Source organism: Gemella sp. zg-570, assembly GCF_018866345.1.
Taxonomy (GTDB): Bacteria; Bacillota; Bacilli; order Staphylococcales; family Gemellaceae; genus Gemelliphila.
Genome location: NZ_CP076443.1, coordinates 1311971 through 1329098 on the forward strand (window position 1 = coordinate 1311971; position 17128 = coordinate 1329098).

16 protein-coding genes are annotated in these 17128 nt (G+C 29.4%); 4 read left to right on the forward strand and 12 right to left on the reverse strand.

Going from position 1 to position 17128, the window contains the following annotated elements; translation table 11 throughout:
- Positions 1–28: 28 nt before the first annotated feature.
- The 4 genes from KMP11_RS06420 to KMP11_RS06435 form a co-directional block, all read right to left on the reverse strand.
- Positions 29–949 (reverse strand): ABC transporter permease, encoded by a 921-nt coding sequence (locus tag KMP11_RS06420; RefSeq protein WP_215756551.1) that lies wholly within the window; start codon positions 947–949, stop codon positions 29–31.
- Positions 950–2017 carry an ABC transporter permease gene (locus KMP11_RS06425; RefSeq protein WP_215756552.1) on the reverse strand — a complete coding sequence of 356 codons (1068 nt, stop codon included), beginning with the start codon at positions 2015–2017 and terminating at the stop codon, positions 950–952.
- 12 nt (positions 2018–2029) lie between these two features.
- Entirely contained in the window at positions 2030–3541 is a 1512-nt protein-coding gene (locus KMP11_RS06430) for an ABC transporter ATP-binding protein (protein ID WP_216279774.1), read from the reverse strand.
- 183 nt (positions 3542–3724) lie between these two features.
- A complete protein-coding gene (locus tag KMP11_RS06435) occupies positions 3725–4834 on the reverse strand; it encodes a BMP family lipoprotein (protein WP_215756554.1) in 1110 nt (369 codons plus the stop codon).
- A 777-nt stretch (positions 4835–5611) separates the two neighbouring features.
- Between KMP11_RS06435 and KMP11_RS06440 the strand changes: the two genes are divergently transcribed.
- Both KMP11_RS06440 and KMP11_RS06445 read left to right on the forward strand, forming a co-directional pair.
- On the forward strand, positions 5612–6436 hold the full coding sequence (locus KMP11_RS06440) for a purine-nucleoside phosphorylase (protein WP_216279775.1): 825 nt from the start codon (positions 5612–5614) through the stop codon (positions 6434–6436).
- Between the two features lie 12 nt (positions 6437–6448).
- Positions 6449–6874 carry an HIT family protein gene (locus tag KMP11_RS06445; protein ID WP_215756556.1) on the forward strand — a complete coding sequence of 142 codons (426 nt, stop codon included), beginning with the start codon at positions 6449–6451 and terminating at the stop codon, positions 6872–6874.
- A gap of 86 nt (positions 6875–6960) precedes the next feature.
- On the opposite strand, the gene KMP11_RS06450 is transcribed toward KMP11_RS06445, so the two are convergent.
- The gene (locus KMP11_RS06450) at positions 6961–7590 is read right to left on the reverse strand and encodes an NAD(P)-dependent oxidoreductase (RefSeq protein WP_216279776.1); all 630 of its coding nucleotides are present in this window, start codon (positions 7588–7590) and stop codon (positions 6961–6963) included.
- Positions 7591–7738: 148 nt separating this feature from the next.
- On the opposite strand from KMP11_RS06450, the gene KMP11_RS06455 reads away from it, so the two are divergent.
- Positions 7739–8167, forward strand: coding sequence for an Rrf2 family transcriptional regulator (locus KMP11_RS06455; protein ID WP_216279777.1), 429 nt, complete (start codon positions 7739–7741; stop codon positions 8165–8167).
- Between the two features lie 434 nt (positions 8168–8601).
- Here KMP11_RS06455 and dnaJ read toward each other — a convergent pair whose 3' ends face one another.
- From dnaJ to KMP11_RS06490, 7 genes are all read right to left on the reverse strand, one after another.
- Complete coding sequence (dnaJ, locus tag KMP11_RS06460) at positions 8602–9759, reverse strand: molecular chaperone DnaJ (protein ID WP_216279778.1); 1158 nt, start codon at positions 9757–9759, stop codon at positions 8602–8604.
- A 204-nt stretch (positions 9760–9963) separates the two neighbouring features.
- On the reverse strand, positions 9964–11793 hold the full coding sequence (dnaK, locus tag KMP11_RS06465; RefSeq protein WP_216279779.1) for a molecular chaperone DnaK: 1830 nt from the start codon (positions 11791–11793) through the stop codon (positions 9964–9966).
- A 74-nt stretch (positions 11794–11867) separates the two neighbouring features.
- The gene (gene grpE / locus KMP11_RS06470; RefSeq protein WP_216279780.1) at positions 11868–12458 is read right to left on the reverse strand and encodes a nucleotide exchange factor GrpE; all 591 of its coding nucleotides are present in this window, start codon (positions 12456–12458) and stop codon (positions 11868–11870) included.
- A gap of 12 nt (positions 12459–12470) precedes the next feature.
- The gene (gene hrcA, locus KMP11_RS06475; protein ID WP_252344704.1) at positions 12471–13478 is read right to left on the reverse strand and encodes a heat-inducible transcriptional repressor HrcA; all 1008 of its coding nucleotides are present in this window, start codon (positions 13476–13478) and stop codon (positions 12471–12473) included.
- A gap of 637 nt (positions 13479–14115) precedes the next feature.
- Positions 14116–14997 (reverse strand): RluA family pseudouridine synthase, encoded by an 882-nt coding sequence (locus KMP11_RS06480; RefSeq protein ID WP_215756562.1) that lies wholly within the window; start codon positions 14995–14997, stop codon positions 14116–14118.
- Complete coding sequence (locus KMP11_RS06485; protein ID WP_215756563.1) at positions 14990–15802, reverse strand: NAD kinase; 813 nt, start codon at positions 15800–15802, stop codon at positions 14990–14992. Before KMP11_RS06485 ends, KMP11_RS06480 begins: the two co-directional genes overlap by 8 nt.
- Before the next feature lies 1 nt (position 15803).
- On the reverse strand, positions 15804–16355 hold the full coding sequence (locus tag KMP11_RS06490; RefSeq protein ID WP_215756564.1) for a DUF402 domain-containing protein: 552 nt from the start codon (positions 16353–16355) through the stop codon (positions 15804–15806).
- 179 nt (positions 16356–16534) lie between these two features.
- On the opposite strand from KMP11_RS06490, the gene KMP11_RS06495 reads away from it, so the two are divergent.
- On the forward strand, positions 16535–17128 hold the full coding sequence (locus KMP11_RS06495) for a hypothetical protein (protein ID WP_216279781.1): 594 nt from the start codon (positions 16535–16537) through the stop codon (positions 17126–17128).

Genomic DNA, 17128 nt, shown 5'->3' on the forward strand with positions numbered 1-17128 from the left:
ATCTTTTTATTTTTATATTTTTATATTTTTATCTTTGACCCTTGTCATAAGGAATACCCAGAGCTTCTGGAGCTGATGATTTTTTAGAAAAAATAATCAATGCTACAATAGTTGCTAGGAATGGGAACATATTCCAAAATGAAACTGGAACTGGCAAATTAGGAGCTAAAATAGAAACTTTTTCTGCAAAAACTTTAGTTCCTCCAAAGAATAGAGCTGCTAAGGTTACACTTATAGGATTATACTTACCAAAAATAAGTGCAGCTAAGGCTAAATAACCAAAGCCGTAAACTGTAATTGAAGAGTTAAATCCTTGAGAAAATGTAGTTGCAATAATTCCACCTGATAGACCTGCTAAAGAACCTGAAATAACTACACCTATATAACGATATTTATATACGCTAAGCCCTAAAGAGTCTGCTGCTTGTGGATTTTCACCTACTGAACGCAAACGCAAACCGAATGGACGTTTATATATTACATAATAAGTAACTATTACTAATATTACAGCTATTATTATTGTTGGATAAACAGTCAACTTTCCTACTATTGTATGACGAGGAAAACCTGTTTTTAAAAGTAATTCGTAAGTTCCGTTGTAGTGATTAACCAAGAATAATGCTATGGCTGGAGTTATTAAGTTAATAGCTGTCCCTGAAATTGTTTGGTCAGCCTTTAAATTAATACTTATAAATGCATGGACTAAAGACATCAAGCCACCAGCAATAGTAGCTAGAATTAAACATATTATAAGGTCTGTTACTGTTGGTTCTCCTGCATATATGCTAGTTGCAAAAAACGATACTATAAATGCTCCGAATATAACAAAACCATCTAAAGCTATATTTACTACCCCGCTTTTTTCAGAATAGAAACCACCTATGGCCGCAATAAGAATTGGTGCTGTATATTGTAACATAGAGTCTAATAGCGATAAAAATGTATCCATCTATTTTTCTCCTTTCGTTTTTTTGTTTTTCTTAAATATTTTACTTAAAACTTTAGATTCAAACATGGCTTTTGCGGCTACAAATAAAACAATAAGCCCTATTAAAATATTAGCTATATCTTTTGGTATTCCTACAAAGGCTAAGAGAGGTGTAAGAACTGCTAAGAAACCAAATAATAATGAACCTAGTAATACTCCTAGAGCTGTATTGGCACCGATAAGAGCAACGGCTATACCCATATAACCATAACCTTGGAATGTAGTACCAACAACTACTTGACCAACAGGTCCTAAATTATAAAGAGTTCCACCTAAGCCAGCAAAACCTCCTGCTATAAACATAGATAAAACTGTATTTCTATTTACTTTCATACCTACAAATTCTGAAGCGTGTTTATTATAACCTACTGAACGTAATTCATAACCAAATACTGTTTTTTCCATAACTATGTAGAAGATTACTAAACTTAATAGGGCTAATATTAAATCTGTTCCTAGGCGATTATTGCCAAAAATAGAGAATATAAAACTATTTTCTAAATAACCTGTTCCATCTGTATGTTCTATAGTTTTTGAAATAACATCATTTGTACCACGAATATATCTCGGCACAAAAAATTGAACAAAGTAAAGTGCTATGTAGTTTAGCATAATTGTAACTACAACTTCACTAATATTAAATCTTGATTTTAAATAACCAGCAATTGCCGCCCAAAAACCACCAGCAAAAATCCCTGCTAAAACACTAGATAAAAGAACTAAATAAAAATTAGCCCCTTGCATCATTATAGCTACAAAACCTGAAGCTAATCCACCAATAATAAACTGACCTTCTGCCCCAATATTAAACATACCTGTTCTAAAGGCAAAAGCAATAGATAAACCAGTACATATAAGGGGAATAGTAGATACTAATATTTCTGATATGCTAGATTGGTCTATAAATACGCTACCGATTACTTCCATAACAGCAACGGGTTCTGCCCCTATCATGCTGATAATTATAGCTCCTAATAAAAATGAAGCAAAAATAGGTAGTATTGCATTAATTAAAACTTTTTTAAACATAATTTCCCCTTCCTACTTCTTCACACCAGCCATTAATAAACCTAGCTGTTCTTTAGTTACATTCTCATCATTACCAAGAACATCAATAATATTTCCATTATAAATAACAGCTATTCTGTCAGATAATGTCAATATTTCGTCCAAGTCGTAAGAAATTAACAATACAGAATTTCCCTTATCACGATAAGAAATTAACATTTTATGAATGCTGTTAATAGCCCCCACATCAAGCCCCCTAGTTGGTTGAGTAGTTACCAATAATTTAGGTTCTAACTCTAAAGCACGACCTATTATAAGTTTTTGTTGATTACCACCACTCATGCTACGAGCTGAAATTTTTTCGCCACCTGCTTTACGCACGTCATATTTTTCACAAAGTTCTTTTGCAAATTTTGATATGGTAGCTTTTCTTAAAAATCCTTTATTTGAATACTTAGCTGTGTAGTAGTCTTCTAAAACTGCATTTTCTTCTATGCTAAAATCAAGTACTAAACCGTCTTTGTGTCTATCTTCTGCTATTATTTCTAAGCCTAATTCCTTACGTTTTACAGTAGAAATTTTTGAAATTTCCTTTCCTTCAAAAATTATTTCGCCATTTGTAGTTTTTAGCAAGGCATTCAAAATTTCTACAAATTGTTGTTGCCCATTACCATCAATCCCTGCTATACCTAAAATTTCTTTTTCACGAACATATAGGTTAAGGTCGTGTAAAATATTTTTTTTCTCTTCAGAGTCAGCAAAAACTCCTTTAACTTCTAATATTTTTTTTACTCCATCTATTGAGCGTTCATAATTAATAATTTCTAGGTCTTTACCTATCATTAGACTTGCTAATTTTTCTTTTGTAGTTTCTGCTATCTCCACAGTTCCAAAATATTCTCCACGTCGAATAATACTACATCTATCAGCAACTGCCATTATTTCATTTAATTTATGAGTTATTAAAAGAATAGTTTTACCTTCTGCTTTTAAGTTTTTAAGAATAGTTAAAAATTCTTCGATTTCAGCAGGTGTCAAAACAGCAGTGGGTTCGTCAAATATTAATATATCAGCGTTACGATATAACATTTTTAAAATTTCTACCCTTTGTTGCATACCGACTGTAATATCACTAACCAGAGCTTTTGGATTAACTTCCAAACCATATTTTATTGAAAGGTCATGAATTTTTTTAGAGGCAGTTTCTATGTCTATTTTACCACCTTTTACTTCTTCCATACCTAAAATTATATTTTCAGCTACCGTGAAATTTTTTATTAATTTAAAGTGCTGATGAACCATACCTATACCTAATTCGTTAGCATGTTTTGGGTCTTTTATATTAACTTCTTTTCCATTTAATTTTATAACTCCTTCTTCTTGGTGATACATTCCAAAAAGTACAGACATAAGGGTTGATTTACCTGCACCATTTTCTCCTAAGAGTGCGTGTATTTCATTCTTCTTTACCTGAATAGTTATATCTTTATTTGCGTAGAAGTCACCAAACTTTTTAGTTATGCTTAGCATTTCTATTGCATACATATAAATACCTCTCTTATTTTCTATACTCTATAATTATAATATATTTTAGGCTAAATGTACACGTTTTTTCTTATAATTGTCAATATTTTATTACTTTTAAAAAATTATAGTTGTTTTATTTTTTATATAAATAAAAAACAGCTTGGAAAATTCCCAAGCTGTTTTTGCTATATTTTAGAAGTATTATACTTCTCCGTTTACTTTATCTTTGTTTGGTAGTTCATCCCCAATTGTTGCAATTTTTACAGAACCAGATTTTAATTCTTCAATTACTTTTTTTACTTTAGCTACTACATCATCACTTAAGTTAGGGTTTTTCTCAGGAAGCCCTACTCCATCATCTTTAATTGTAAGAACTTGTGTGTTACTTGCTCCGCCTTTGAAAGTTCCAGCTTTAACTGAATCAAGAGCTTTTACAACAGCTAAGTCTATACGTTTAACTGCTGAAGTTAAAATAACTGATTTAGTTACTTCTTTACCCTCTTTATCTTTAGCTTTGAATACCCCGTCTTCGTATTGGTCTTTATCAACACCTATTACCCAATGTTTAACTTCGCCACTTTCTTTTATATCATTAATAGCTCTTTCTTGAGCTTCTTTAATTACACCACTTCCAGCACCACCAGCCGCAGCAAAGATAATATCTGCTCCTTGGTCGTACATTGTTGCTGCTAAAGTTTTACCTTTATTTGTATCATCGAATGTACCGCTGTATTGATAGAATACTTCAATGTTTGGATTTGCTGCTTTAGCTCCTTGAACAAACCCAACTCCAAATTTAATTACTGGAGGAATTTTTGTTCCACCAATAAACCCAACTTTCCCAGTTTTAGATTTTAAAGCTGCGGCATATCCAACTAAGTAGCCTGCTTCATTCTCTTGAAAAGTAAATGATGCAACGTTTGGTTGGTCAACCACCGCATCTAATAAAATATATTTTTTATCAGGGAATTTTTTAGCAACTTCTGGTAAAGTTTTTTCGAAATAGAAACCAGCTATTGATACTACATCAGAAACTTTTGATGCTGTTTCTAAGTTAGGAATTATTTTATCTTGGCTCTTAGTTTCAATAGGTTGTTGAGCCGTAGCACCATTGCTCTTAGTCCATTTTTCTACTGTTTCAACATTACTCTGGTTAAAAGACTTATCTTTTGCTCCACCTGAGTCAGTTACTACAGCAACTTTTAGTCCTGAGTTTGTTGATGTTGAAGTTTTTGAAGACTTAGATGAACAACCAACAAAAACTAAGGCAACAGACAGGGCTACTGCTAAAATTGAAATTATTTTTTTCATAATAAAGTTTTCTCCTTTGAGTGATTTTATATAAGAATGATAACATAAATATATTTAAATATCAATATTTCTAAATTATATTTTTTATGTCTTGTAATCATATTCAAAAATAATTTTTAAATCTGTAATATTTATAATTTATTCTAATCTAATATATAAAATCCTCTTACTTTAAAATTAAAAATATAGCAACTATATAAATCATATAAGACTTTATTTATATACTTTTAACTTTTAAAAAATTTTTTATAGTTTTATTATTTTTCGCTAATTTTTACGATTTTAAAAATAAAAAAAGAACCCTTGTTAATAAGGGTTATTGATTTTATTCCACCTTCTCCAGTTACCACTCCTATTTTAAGTTCATCTTTATTAGAAGATGATGTCCCTTTTTAGAAGAGCAAGCTGTGAATATTAATATTACTGATAGCAGCACAGCTAGCACTGAAATTATTTTATTGATGAAAATAAATCTACCTTCATTAATTTTTTATATATAAAATATAGTACAATTTTTTGGGGAGTACAAGCGTTTTTCAGAAACTGTTTTTATCCTTATTAATAAAATAATAAAACAGTTTATCTTAATATAAAAATAATAAATAATCCCCTATTAATTTAATTTACCTTACATAATTTTATTGTATATTTTTATCAAGTTTAATAAAAATTAAAAAAATTTATAAAATAAAAAATCATAATTATATATACTTAATTTATTTTTAAAAGTTTTTTTGCTATAATTACTATATAAACTAAACTACTAAGGAGAAATTTATGACTTATTACGATAAAATTATCGAAACTGCAAAATTTATTTCTGATTTTTACGGAGAAAAAATTGATTATGCAGTAGTTTTAGGAAGTGGTATTTCTTTAGAACTTGATAATCAAAAAGAACTAAGTTACGCTGACATTCCAAACTTCCCAGGAAATAATAAATCAAGTCATGTTAAGGGACACGCAAACAAACTTACTTTTGGTAATGTTGCTGGAAAAACTGTTATGGTTCTTAATGGTAGACTACACTACTACGAGGGACACAGCATGAAAGATGTTGCCTTTATGACTTATGTTGTAAAATTTATGAACATTAAAGGGCTATTCATAACAAATGCCTGCGGTGCTATAAATACAAATTATTCTGAAGGTGATATAGTTTGCCTAGATGATTTTATATCCCTAGTAACAGACAATCCACTTATTGGAGCAAATGATGACAGACTTGGACAAAGATTTGTTGATATGACTACTCCATTTAATCCAAAACTTGTAGAAACTCTAAGTAAATCTGCTGAAGAATTAAATATAAGTTTACATCATGGTACTTACGGATTTTTCATGGGCCCATACTTTGAAACTCGTGCAGAAATTCAAGCATTCAAAACCATGGGTTGTGATTTAGTTGGTATGTCAACTGTACCAGAAGTTATAGCTGCTAATCATGCACAATTACCAGTTGCAGTTCTTGCTTGTGCTACAAATATGGCAACTGGAATACAAGAACGCAAACACGACCACGAACACGTTTTAAAAACAGCCCAAAAAATTAGTGGTAATCTAAAACAATTACTAACTAAAACATTAGAAAAATTAGATTAATAGGAGAGAATTATGGAAAAAACTATTTTTGAAAAAATATTAGATAAGGAAATACCAAGTTACAAAATTTATGAAGATGAGTATGTATATTCATTTTTAGATGTTTTCCCAATAACTAAGGGGCATACATTAATCATACCAAAAAAACATAGTAGAAATATTTTTGACTGTGATAGTGAAACTGCTGCCCACATAGGAAGAGTATTGCCAAAAATTGCCAATGCAGTAAAAGAAAGTTTTGGCGCTGACGGCGTTAATATCTTCCAAAACAATGAAGAATATGCAGGACAAAGTGTTTTTCACCTACACTTCCACGTAGTACCAAGATATAAAGACAAAGAAAATAATTTTGATAACTTAGAAGTTAAATGGCCACCACAAAAAGTTAGCCCAGAAGAATTTGCTATTATCCAAGAAAAAATAACAAAAAATTTATAAAAAAAGTAGGAATTACTGAATTAAAATTCAAGAGTTGGATTTTTTATATCCAACTCTTTAAAACAATTCAATTTTTCCTACTCTTTTTATTTTCCTAATAAACTAATTCTTTCTTTAGAATATTTACCACTTTCTGCTATATCAACTAAGGCTGCTGCGTAATCTGCATAAGAAATTATACTTTCTCCTTTTTCATTTACAGTAAATACTTCACCAGCTATAATATATTGTCCAGTTTTCTCACCATCTTCTACAAAATCAGCAGCCGGTGAAATAAATACCCAGTCTACATCATTTTTAGTTCTTTGCACTGCTAAAGCATCTGTCATTGCTTTTGCTAACGGATAAAATTCAGCTGGAAAATCTGGAGTGTCTAATAACTGAACTTTATGGTCTGAATCTACATAAAGACTACCTGCTCCACCAACTATTAATAATTTTGCTAAACTGCCAGCTAATATTTCTGATAAATGATTTGTTACTTTTGTAAATAATGGAAATTCTTCTTCTGTCCAAACTCCAAAAGCATCAACAACAACATCATAACCTGCTAAATCTTCTTTTGTTAAATCAAAAATATCTTTTTTAATAAAATTCTTTACATTAGATTTATTTTCAGAACGACTAAAACCTGTTACCTCATGACCACGAGATAAAAATTCATCTACTACTAGACTTCCTACTTTTCCATTTGAACTTAATACTGCTACTTTCATTTTAATTCTCCTTAAATTTAATTTTTAGTTGTAATTTTTTTTGTTACAACTAAAGTTTATCATTTTTAAGTTGTAATGTCAATAGTTACAACTAATATTTTTAAAAAAATATTTTTTATGCTATAATGTATCTACAAAGGAGATTTATATGCAATTTTCTTCAAAATTAACAATAACATTACACATATTACTTACAATTTATAAATTTCAAAATGTAGACAAGGTAACATCTACTTATATTGCAGAATCTTTAACAACAAATCCTGTAATTATAAGAAATATTTTAGGAAAACTTAAAAAATCTGGCATAATTTCTGTAGAAGCAGGTGTTGGCGGAGCTAAAATTATTAAAAATATTGAGGATATTAGTCTATTAGATATATTTTTAGCTATTGAAGATGATAATAAAAAATTATTTCTAAGCCACGACAATGTAAACACAGACTGCCCTGTCGGAGCAAATGTCAAAGATGTTATCAATCCTATCTTTAATGAAATTCAAATAGACTTTGAAAATTCTCTTAGAAAAATAAAATTTTCTAGTCTATGTTATGATTTAGATAAAAGAATAAAATAAAAGTCAAGACTTTACTAGCTTGACTTTTTTATTTATATAGAAGTAATTAGTATTATTTTTTTAATTATTATAAAATTTATTAATTTAAAAAATTTTTATCAGTAGTTATTTATAAAGTTATTAATTTGAAATTTTTTATCATTAACCATTTATAAAATACTTAGTTTTTGTTGCCTCTTTGTCAAGTGCGTTGATGAAAAAAATTGATGATAAAATATTTTGATTTATTAAAATGCTGATATAATAGGCTTTTTAAAATGAAAAGTTTGAAATATTTATTTTTATTTTTAATAAATATTATATATTAATTACTTTAGCAATTTTAAATATAAAAAAGACAACTTTGCAGTTGTCTTTTATTTTTAACCTAGTAAAACTTATAATATAAAATAATTATTTTATATTTTTAAAGTCAGTCTTAATTTATAATTTTATTACAAATCATCTAAGGCTTCATTTATTTTTCTTTTAGCTTTTTCAAAAAATCCTTCTTGCGAAGAATGTTTTTCTCCACGAATTTTAGCTAATTCTTCATAAAGTTCACGCTCTTTGTTGCTTAAATCTTTAGGAATTTTTATTGTTGTGATTATGTAGTGGTCGCCTGTTCCATAGCCCATAACATTATTAACACCCTTACCAGCTAACTTGAATTTTCTGCCATGTTGTGTTCCTGCTGGAATATTCAGTTCAATTTCTCCTGTTAGGGTACGAACATCTATTTTTGCTCCAAGTGCTGCTTGGGCTGGAGAAAGTTCTAACTCTGTATAAATATCATCACCTTCTCTGTGGAAATAGCTATCTTCAGGGACTATTACTTCTATAAATAAATCTCCTGCTGGTCCTCCATTAGCACCTGGTCCACCCTTACCTTGCAATCTAACTCTTTGTCCAGATTTAATACCTGCTGGTATATCTACTTCATATTCTACTTCTTTATTGTTGTGTCCTTTACCAAAGCAATGAGAACATTTATCTTTAACTATTTTTCCGCTTCCCTTACAGTATGAACATGTTCTTTGACTTTGCACTTGTCCAAAAACACTTTGTTGAACATAAGTTTCAACTCCACTTCCGTGACAGTTTCGACAAGTTTCTACACTAGAAGAATCTTTTGCCCCACTTCCATGACAATAGTCGCACTCTACATCTTTACGCAGTTTGATAATTTTTTTAATTCCAAATACAGAATCTTTAAAACTAATATTCATCCTGTGTAACAAGTCTTCCCCCTGACGTGGTGCGTTAGGATTTCTTCTACGTGCAGAACCACCAAAGAAACTAGAGAATATATCTCCTAAATCATCAAAATCTGCCCCAGAAAAACCACCAGAAAATCCTCCAAATCCACCACCAAATCCTGCACCACCTTGTTCAAAGGCTGCATGACCGAATTGGTCATATTGGACTTTTTTATTTTCATCACTTAATACTTCATAGGCTTCCGTAATTTCTTTAAATTTTGCGTCAGCACCTGCTTCTTTGTTTATGTCTGGATGGTATTGTTTTGACAATTTTCTATATGCTTTTTTTATTTCTTGGTCGCTAGCTCCTTTGCTTATGCCTAACACCTCATAATAATCTCTTTTTGCCATTATCTACCTCTGTTATACTTATATAAGGGAGTAGGTTGTAGCCTGCTCCCCTTATTGTTATCAAAATATTTTAAAAGTTTTATAAAATAATTTTCAACTAATTTTTTATAAAGCATCTATTGCTAGAAAATTTTTATTAAAATATTTTTAGTCGTTTTGAAATAAGATACTTAATATTTAGTCATATTTTATTTAAAACTATATTTATTTTTTCTCTGTGAAATCAGCATCTACTACATCGTCATTGTTATTAGCTGATGAAGAATTTTGATCTGCTCCAGCAGCAGCCGCTTGTTGTGCTGCATTTGCTTGTTCGTAAAGTTTCATTGTCATTTCTTGAACTGCCTTGCTAAGTTCATCTTTAGCTGACTTCATAGCTTCTAAATCATTATTTTTAATAGCTTCTTTTAAGACATCATTTTTTTCTTTGATTCTATCTAAGAAACTTTGGTCAACTTTATCTTTACCATCTTCTAGTGCTTTGTCAGCTTGGAAACTTAATTGGTCTGCTTCATTACGAAGGTCAGCTTCTTCTTTACGTTTTGCGTCAGCTTCTGCATTTGCTTCTGCTTCTTTAACCATTCTGTCTATATCTTCATCTGTTAGTGATGAACTAGATTCGATAGTAATTTTTTGTTGTTTTTGTGTTCCTAAATCTTTAGCCGTTACATTTACGATACCATTTTTGTCAATATCAAATGTTACTTCTATTTGAGGTACTCCACGAGGCGCTGGCGGTATATCAGATAATTGGAATCTTCCAAGAGTTTTATTATCAGATGCCATTGGTCTTTCACCTTGTAGCACGTGAATATCTACTGCTGGTTGATTATCTGCTGCAGTGGAGAATACTTGTGATTTGGATGTAGGTATAGTTGTATTTCTCGGTATTAATACTGTCATTACTGAACCCATTGTTTCAATACCTAGTGATAATGGTGTAACATCTAGTAATACTACATCTTTTACATCTCCAGTTATAACTCCACCTTGAATAGCTGCACCCATCGCAACTACTTCATCTGGATTAACTCCCTTGTGAGGTTCTTTACCCATTTCTTTTTTAACTGCTTCTTGCACAGCTGGAATACGAGTTGAACCACCTACTAAGATTACTTGGTTAATTTCACTCGGGTTAAGTCCAGCATCTTTAAGAGCTTGACGGGTAGGAACTAAAGTTCTTTCTACTAATGAATGAGTTAATTCATCAAATTTTGCACGAGATAGAGTATTTTCTAAGTGAACTGGTCCATTTTCTCCTGCTGAAATAAATGGTAATGAAATTTGTGTAGAAGTAACTCCTGATAAATCTTTTTTAGCTTTTTCAGTGGCATCTTTTAGACGTTGCATAGCCATTTTATCCTTAGATAAATCTATTCCTTGTTCTTTTTTAAATTCTGCTACAAGATAATCAATTATAGCTTGGTCAAAGTCATCTCCACCTAGTAAATTATCTCCTGATGTAGCTAGAACTTCAAATACTCCATCACCTAGTTCAAGAATAGAAACGTCAAATGTTCCACCTCCTAAGTCGAAAACAAGAACTTTTTGGTCAACATCAGTTTTTTCTAAACCGTAGGCAAGAGCTGCGGCTGTTGGTTCGTTAATTATTCTTTCTACTTCTAAACCAGCAATTTTCCCTGCATCTTTTGTTGCTTGACGTTGTGAGTCATTAAAGTAAGCTGGTACTGTAATTACAGCCTTAGTAACTTTTTCTCCTAAATAACTTTCTGCAGTTGCTTTTAAGTTTTGTAAAATCATTGCTGATATTTCTTGAGGAGAATATTCTTTTCCGTTTACTTTTTCTTTATAATCTGTTCCCATATGACGTTTTATTGAAATTACAGTATTAGGGTTAGTGATAGCTTGGCGTTTTGCAACTTCACCAACTTGAATTTCTTCACCCTTAAAGGCTACTACTGAAGGAGTTGTTCTGTTACCTTCTGGATTTGGGATAACTTTAGCTTCTCCGCCCTCTAATACTGATACACATGAATTTGTTGTTCCTAAGTCTATTCCTATTATTTTTGACATTTATTTTTTCCTCCAAAATTTTAATTCTATATTTTTATAAATGTAATTTTATAACTTATTATTTTAATTTTATATTAAGAGTTTACCTTAACCATGGCTGGTCTAATAACTCTATCTTTTAACTTATAGCCTTTTTGGAATGTTTCTAATACAATTCCCTCTTCTTTTTGACTATCACTATCCTGCATTACTGCCTGATGGAAATTAGGGTCAAACTCTTTTCCAGTTGCTTCTATTAATTCGACACCTTCTGAAGATAAGGCCTTTTGCAAACCTTCATATACCATCTGTACTCCTTTTAATAATCCTGAATTGGCTTCAGTTTCCTGAGTACTTGCCAATGCACGTTCTAAATTATCAAGGCTAGGTAGTATTTCTGATATTAATTTCTGACTTTTATACTTGTTGTTAGTTTCTATTTCTTGGTTTTTTCTTTTTTTAAAGTTTTCAAATTCTGCATAAAGTCTTAAATATTTATCTTCTGAAGATTTAACTTCTTCTTCTAATTTTAAAACCTTAGCTTCTAAAATTTGCTCTACACTCTCCTCTATTTCTTCTTCTGAAGTTTCTACTCCGTCCAAAGTTTCTAAGTCTTTTATTTCTTCAGAATTTTCTGTTTCTGCTAAAATTTCTTCTTTTAATTCTTCATTTTTTTCAGTAGTCATTTCTACCTCCTATTACTTTAAATTATTATTTAAGTTATCTTTAACACAATTAATAAGTGTCATAACCTTTTTGTAATTCATTCTTTTTGGACCAAAAACAGCAATTACCCCTTCTCCTTTGTCGCTAGAAAATGTACTTGATACCAATGACAAATCAGTAATTTTATCCAGTGAAAGTTCATTACCGATTTTAATTGATGTTTCTCTGTACTTAACATTTTCATCTATTAAATCAATAATTTTATCATCTTCCAAAAGACTAACTACCTCTTTTAATTTATCTAAATCATCTATATCAGGTTGTTTTAGTAGATTGTATTTCCCACCAAGTGCAATAGTTTTTTTCATCTTATTACTTAGTAGCCTATTCAAAGCAATAACTATCATGTCATAATTATTAACACACTCTTTTAAATATTTTTCTAATTCCCTGTGCAATAATATATGGGCTTGTGCCATTTCTACATCGTAAAAATAAGTCTTTAAAATTTTATTAACTTCTTCTATTTCTTCAGACGTAAAATCTGCCTGCATCTTATAATTTTGTTGATGAACTTCGCCAGTATTCGTAATTAAAATAACTAAAATACTCTTACTACTTAATAAAATAACTTCTATTTTATTTATACGTTTGTCGGTTTTTGTTGGTGCTAATATAACTGCAGTACAATCTGTCAAATCGGATAAGACTATTGCATTTTTTTCTAAAAAATTTTTTTCAGAATAAATATCTTCTGTCAAAATAGAATTTAATACACTATTATCCTTGTCTGTTAGCTTATACTCAGTATTTATATAATCAACATAATACCTGTAACCTTTTTCTGATGGTATCCTACCAGAAGACGTGTGAGTCTTCATTATAAATCCCTCTTTTTCTAGCTTGCTCATATCATTACGGATAGTTGCAGAAGAGAATTTCATATCTTTTGAAATATGTTTTGAACCTATTGGTTGATTGGTAGTAATAAAATTTTCTACTATGGTTTGAAGAATAAGTATCTGCCTATCTAATAGCATAGTAATCACCTTCTTATCTTCATAAATTAGCACTTTAAATCAATGAGTGCTAATTCATATTTAAAATATTAACATTATAGTCAAAAAAAGTCAATAGATAAAAATTAATTTTTTGATTTTTTTTGACTTTTATTTTAAAAACTATATTTTACTTATTTACAGTAGCCTGTATTAAAAAATAATTTATTTTAAATTTATTTGAAGTAATATTTTTTATAAATTTTTTTGAAATTAAAATCATATATTGAGATTATTTTTTTAAAATTTAATAAGGTTACTTAAATTCATAAAAAATTAAATTGGATAAAAATCTCTTGATTGAAATAATTTTTTAAAATGATAAACTTAGACTTATTTTTATGAATTTATTATAAATAGAATAAAAATATTTTTAAGTCTTATTAAAAGAAATTTTTAAAAATTAGTTTGTTTCAAGGAAATTAAAAATAATATCCTTTAAATATTTGTATAAAAATTCCTTAGACTAATTTGCCATATAAAATTTAAGTATTACAAAAATAATTTTTCTTAAATAATTTCTACTAAATTTTAAAAATTAAGTTGCAGACTAAAATTTAACTACAAAAAATTACATCTAACAAAATTAAGTTAGAGCAAAATAAAAAACGTCAAATTTTTATTTGACGTTTTTTATTAAGCAAGCCATATCATAAGTTAATTCACTTTTAATATTAATTTTTTTATTGGTTATGGGGTGATTGAAAATTAAATTATGACAATGTAGCGCCTGCCTTTTAATCAAGTCTTTTTTACCGCCATATAATTCATCTCCCAGAAGTGAATGTCCTATACTCTTAGAGTGAACTCTTATTTGATGTGTTCTACCTGTATATAATTTGAATTTTACCAAAGTAAAATCAAATTTTTCATTATAGGCTAATCTTTCTAAAGAAGTCTTTGCATATTCTCCATCAGGACTTATTATTCTTTCTATAATGCTATTACTTGCACAAGCAATATTTTTTTCTATTATTAATTCTTTGGGGCTATTGCCATGTAGCAAAGCCAGATAGTATTTATCAATATCTATTTTGCTAAGTAAGGAGTGAATATGCCTGTGTTTTGCTATTAGAACTAAACCACTTGTATTTTTATCAAGTCTAGTAACTATGTGTGGAATCGTCGAAAAATTATTTTTTACAAAATACCCATTTATCTGTTCTAATAAACTTTTATCCGAGGAGTTTCTTGACGGAATTGTGGGGAGGTCTGCTCCTTTTTCTACTATTAAAATATATTCATCTTCATATAAAATATTTATTTTATCAAAAAAGTAGCGGATATGACTAGAAAAACTTTCACTAGGTAATGTAATTTCAACCACATCTCCTAGTAAAAGTTTATATCTAACATTTTCTTCTTTATTATTAACCTTAATACTGCCGTCTTTATCAAATTTAATTCTAATAAGAGTTTTTTTAGAAATATTTTTACTTAGTAGGAAATCTCGTAAAATCTCTTCTTTTTTAACCACATATCTTAAAGTTAAATTATTCACCGATAAACGACCTCTTAACCCTTTGCCAAAAACTCACTTGATTATATCTGATAAATGAAATTTTGCGTGTTTTCGATAGGGTTACTTCTATTTTAGATAGGGAGTCATAGCTATAAAAAGATTGGTCAATGCTTAATCTGTGATTATTGTCTTGTTTCTTTGGTTTAATAGTAAGTTTTTCATCTTTTGATAAAATCATAGAATTACCTAAAGTTCTATACACTAAATTATTTAATGCCGCTATTTCAGTTACTTGAAAAACGTCAAGCCCTGGGTGAATAACCGCTCCAGCTAAACTTTTATTATAGGCTGTTGAGCCTGTTGGGCTACTTATGCAAATTCCATCGCCTCGAAAATTTTCAAAATGTTCGCCGTCAATAAGTAATTCTGCAATGTAGGTAGTCCCCAAAGAATTATTTAAGGTTATTTCATTTAGGGCGTAACTCTTCGTTAATAAATTACCACTTTTACAATAGGCTTCCACTGCCACAAGAGGATAACTTTCAATTTTTGGTTCTTTTGAGAGCATATCGTCAAAAATTTTTTCATAGTCCTTTGCTTGATAGTCTGTATAAAATCCTAAATGTCCTGTGTGGATAGATAAAAATTTAACCTTGTTAATTATATCTAGGTATTTTCTAAAAGCCTTTAATACCGTACCATCGCCACCGACTACAAAAATATATTCAGGACTTGTTTCATCTTCTTGCATCTTATTTTTTAATAAAAAATTTTTTAGTTTCAAAGCTATTTCTTCTGAAATTTTATCTTTTCTAGTTATTACTGTAAACTTTCCTAGCAACATATTAATAAACCTGCTTTTTCATATTTTCATAATTTTCAGTCCATACATGGATAAATTCTTTAGAAAAAGGTCCCAAGTCGTAGTCAATCCAATGTTTTAATTTATTGACATTATATCGTAATATCTTGTCTATATTTTCCCCATAATTATGCTGAAGTTTATGTAAGTTATATTCATCTTCATCTAATAAAAAATACTTGCCGTCAGGATATCTCTTAATATCCAAGTCATAATCAATATATTTAATACCGTCTACATCTGATGCGAATGGTGAACTCAAATTGCAGTAGTAGTGTATCCCGTCTTCCCTAAGCATACAAACTATATTGAACCAACAATCTATATGAAAATAAACAAAGGCTGTTTCTTTAGTAACCCAAGTACGATTATCACTTTCTGTTACAGATGTTTTATGGTTGGCTAGTATCACAAATTTTTCACTAGCTTCTAATACGGTATTTTTATGCCAAATTCTGTGAATAGAACCATTATGTTTATATGCAATAATTTTTACAATATCTCCCTTTTTAGGTTTTATATTATCTCTATACATACTGCCTCCTTTCAAAAATTTCTAAAAAATATTAATCTATATAATTATAACACAATTTAAAAATATTAAGAAAAAATAAAAATTATTTTCCAAATTTTTTTATATGTTATTTTATACTATTTTTTAAGTAAGTGTGTTATAATAAATTAACTTAATAAAGATGAAACGAGGAATTTATTGTGGTAAAAATATCAAAATTACTATTACTAGGTGCTGGAGCCTATGCTGTTAAGTACTATCTAGATAATCCAAAAAAAGCTGAAGAACATAAAGAAATTTTAAAAGAAAAGGCTAATAATTCTATATCTTATACAAAATGTATGTGGAACTATACAAAAGAAAATGGTATAGCAGAATCTGCTGAACACCTGAAAAATGACTTGGAAAGAGTTACCAAAGAAAATATAGAAAAATTAAATAACAAGGTAAATGATACGGTAGAATACGGTAAGCAACTAGCTAACGACAGTGTGGCTATTAAAGACAGTGCCTTTGCTATTAAAGACAAGGGAGCTGAACTTACTAACAATCTAACAGAAGCTACAAAAATTTTAAAAGAAGAAATCACACCTGCCTTAAATAATTATATTAATGATGTGAAGGATATAGTCAGCAGAATTTCATTAAAATCTGAAGAACTTAAAGAAATTGTAAAAAAAGACAATGTCGAAGGAAAAATAAAAGAATATAAAGAAGATATTGATTCAATAGTTGTAGAAACTAAAGAAAAAATAGAAGAAATTTCAAGAGAAGAAAAATCTGAAATAGCATAA

What these genes read in the sequence shown, in the direction of transcription:
- KMP11_RS06440 (WP_216279775.1), top strand. Translation starts at nt 5,612, where the DNA reads ATGACTTATTACGATAAAATTATCGAAACTGCAAAATTTATTTCTGAT.
- KMP11_RS06455 (WP_216279777.1), top strand. Translation starts at nt 7,739, where the DNA reads ATGCAATTTTCTTCAAAATTAACAATAACATTACACATATTACTTACA.
- KMP11_RS06445 (WP_215756556.1), top strand. Translation starts at nt 6,449, where the DNA reads ATGGAAAAAACTATTTTTGAAAAAATATTAGATAAGGAAATACCAAGT.
- KMP11_RS06420 (WP_215756551.1), bottom strand. Translation starts at nt 949, where the DNA reads ATGGATACATTTTTATCGCTATTAGACTCTATGTTACAATATACAGCA.
- dnaK (WP_216279779.1), bottom strand. Translation starts at nt 11,793, where the DNA reads ATGTCAAAAATAATAGGAATAGACTTAGGAACAACAAATTCATGTGTA.
- KMP11_RS06425 (WP_215756552.1), bottom strand. Translation starts at nt 2,017, where the DNA reads ATGTTTAAAAAAGTTTTAATTAATGCAATACTACCTATTTTTGCTTCA.
- KMP11_RS06450 (WP_216279776.1), bottom strand. Translation starts at nt 7,590, where the DNA reads ATGAAAGTAGCAGTATTAAGTTCAAATGGAAAAGTAGGAAGTCTAGTA.
- KMP11_RS06490 (WP_215756564.1), bottom strand. Translation starts at nt 16,355, where the DNA reads ATGTATAGAGATAATATAAAACCTAAAAAGGGAGATATTGTAAAAATT.
- hrcA (WP_252344704.1), bottom strand. Translation starts at nt 13,478, where the DNA reads ATGCTATTAGATAGGCAGATACTTATTCTTCAAACCATAGTAGAAAAT.
- KMP11_RS06485 (WP_215756563.1), bottom strand. Translation starts at nt 15,802, where the DNA reads ATGTTGCTAGGAAAGTTTACAGTAATAACTAGAAAAGATAAAATTTCA.
- grpE (WP_216279780.1), bottom strand. Translation starts at nt 12,458, where the DNA reads ATGACTACTGAAAAAAATGAAGAATTAAAAGAAGAAATTTTAGCAGAA.
- KMP11_RS06430 (WP_216279774.1), bottom strand. Translation starts at nt 3,541, where the DNA reads ATGTATGCAATAGAAATGCTAAGCATAACTAAAAAGTTTGGTGACTTC.
- KMP11_RS06435 (WP_215756554.1), bottom strand. Translation starts at nt 4,834, where the DNA reads ATGAAAAAAATAATTTCAATTTTAGCAGTAGCCCTGTCTGTTGCCTTA.
- dnaJ (WP_216279778.1), bottom strand. Translation starts at nt 9,759, where the DNA reads ATGGCAAAAAGAGATTATTATGAGGTGTTAGGCATAAGCAAAGGAGCT.